Annotated in this window: 2 protein-coding genes; both read right to left on the reverse strand. The window is 69.1% G+C overall.

Features of this window, described 5'->3' with window-relative positions:
* Nucleotides 1-119: 119 nt before the first annotated feature.
* On the reverse strand, nt 120-584 hold the full coding sequence (locus BN903_RS13190) for a universal stress protein (protein ID WP_048078170.1): 465 nt from the start codon (nt 582-584) through the stop codon (nt 120-122).
* A gap of 513 nt (nt 585-1,097) precedes the next feature.
* Nucleotides 1,098-1,775: antibiotic biosynthesis monooxygenase (locus BN903_RS13195; RefSeq protein ID WP_228841109.1), on the reverse strand; the 678-nt coding region annotated here is incomplete at its 5' end.

The following is a 1,775-nucleotide window of genomic DNA, read 5'->3' on the forward strand; positions in this document are numbered from 1 at the left end:
GTCCATACCGTCGAGCCGGGCGGCAGCCGGAAAACTCCGCCGCTCTCGCGCCGGCTCGGCGGTCGCGGGACCCGGCGTCGGTCACGGGGGCGTGGCTCTCGCGTGTCGCTCGCCGCCCGTCAGATCGTGGTCCGCCGCGGGTCCTCCTCGGTGAGCTGTCGCACCGTCAACACCGGGATCGGGCAGGTTCGGACGACGCGCTCGGCGACGGAGCCGATGAGGAATCGGTTCTCGCCGTGACGCCCCCGCGTCCCCATCGCCACGAGGTCGGCGTCGACGTCGCGGGCGTAGGCGTCGATCTCCGAGGCGGGCCGCCCCTCGCGGACCTCGATCGTCACGTCGAGGTCGTCGTCGCGGTCGCTGGCGGCGTCCGAGACGCGGTCGAGCGCGTCGCGGCCCTGGTCGTCTAAGGCCTCGCGGAGGTCGTCGCGCACCGTGTCCGGCGACGACTCCACCTCGCTGGCGTCGACGACGTACACCGCGTGGACCTCGGCATCGAACCGCGCCGCGACGTCGACCGCGACGGAGACGGCTCGCTGGACGCTGTCGGAGCCGTCGGTCGCGACCACGATGGTGTCGAACATGGACGGTCGTTGGCTGGTGGAGTAGGTAAAACCCGGCGGTCGGTCCGATCCGAGAGCGAGACGTTTGGGAACGGGTCGTCGGCAATTTGACGAACCGTAGTGCGGTGGCGCGAGTAGGGAGAGACCTCCGGTCTCTCTGATAGCCGGCGGCGAAGCCGCCGGCTGCCAGAGAATCTTCGATTCTCGCTGGAGTCGACCGACCGGAGCGAAGCGGAGGGAGGTCGACGAGGCTGGGGAGGCGTGAGGTGCTGTTGCTGTGCGGTGCGGGGCGGGACTCGAAGGGGCAGCCGCGAGGACGCCGCAGGCGACGTAAGGACCGCAGGGAGCGAACGAAGTGAGCGACTGAGGACCGCAGCGAGCGTGCGGCGTCCTCGCGGCTGGGGCTTCGGTGGCCGTGTTGTCGGAAGTAGTCTCGTCGTACCGAGCGGCTGGGACTTCGGGGGTGTTCGCGCTGATCAGCGATCTAAAATCGGCGCGTCGTTCACCGACCGGAACGGACCGACCCGAACCGTATCAGGCCAAGAAGACGTGTCGCGGTCGGTCGGCGAGCACGTCGCGGCCCCACTGGACGGTCTCGGAGAACTCGTCAGAGCGGAAGAACTGCATCGCGTCCTCCTTCGCGTTCCACTGGCTGGCGATGAACATGTCGCTCTCGTCTTCGACGTTCACCATCAGGTCGGTCTCGACGTGCCCGTCCATCTCCGCGAGCAGCTCGCCCACGTCGTCGAAGGTGTCGACGAACTCCGTCTGGTAGTCGGGCTTGACGGTGTAGAACATCCCCATCGTCCCGAACCCGGACTCCTCGCCGGCGCGCGCGACGATGTCGGGCAGCTCCGAGAGGAAGCCGCCCGCGGTCTCGGCCGCCGACGCCGTGTCCCAGATGGAGACGACGGCGGCGCGGTCGGTGTGACGCCCCTCGTACACCGCGGTCTTGACGTGGGTGCCGTAGTGGTCGAAGTTGCCGCGCAGTCCCTCGACCTCGTCGAACAGCTCGTCGACGTCGGCCTCGCTGTAGAGGACGGTGGCGTACACGTCCTCGCCGTGCGGCTTGCCGGCGTAGATGTCGAGGTCGGCGAGTTCGCCGCGGATGTCCGCGTCGTCGCTCTCGTCGCCGTGACCGCCGTCGCCGGCCGTGATCGCCGTGGCGTCCCCTTGACCCCGTGACTGCCGTCCCTCGTCCGTGTGGTGATC

The sequence above is a fragment of the Halorubrum sp. AJ67 genome (assembly GCF_000513435.1).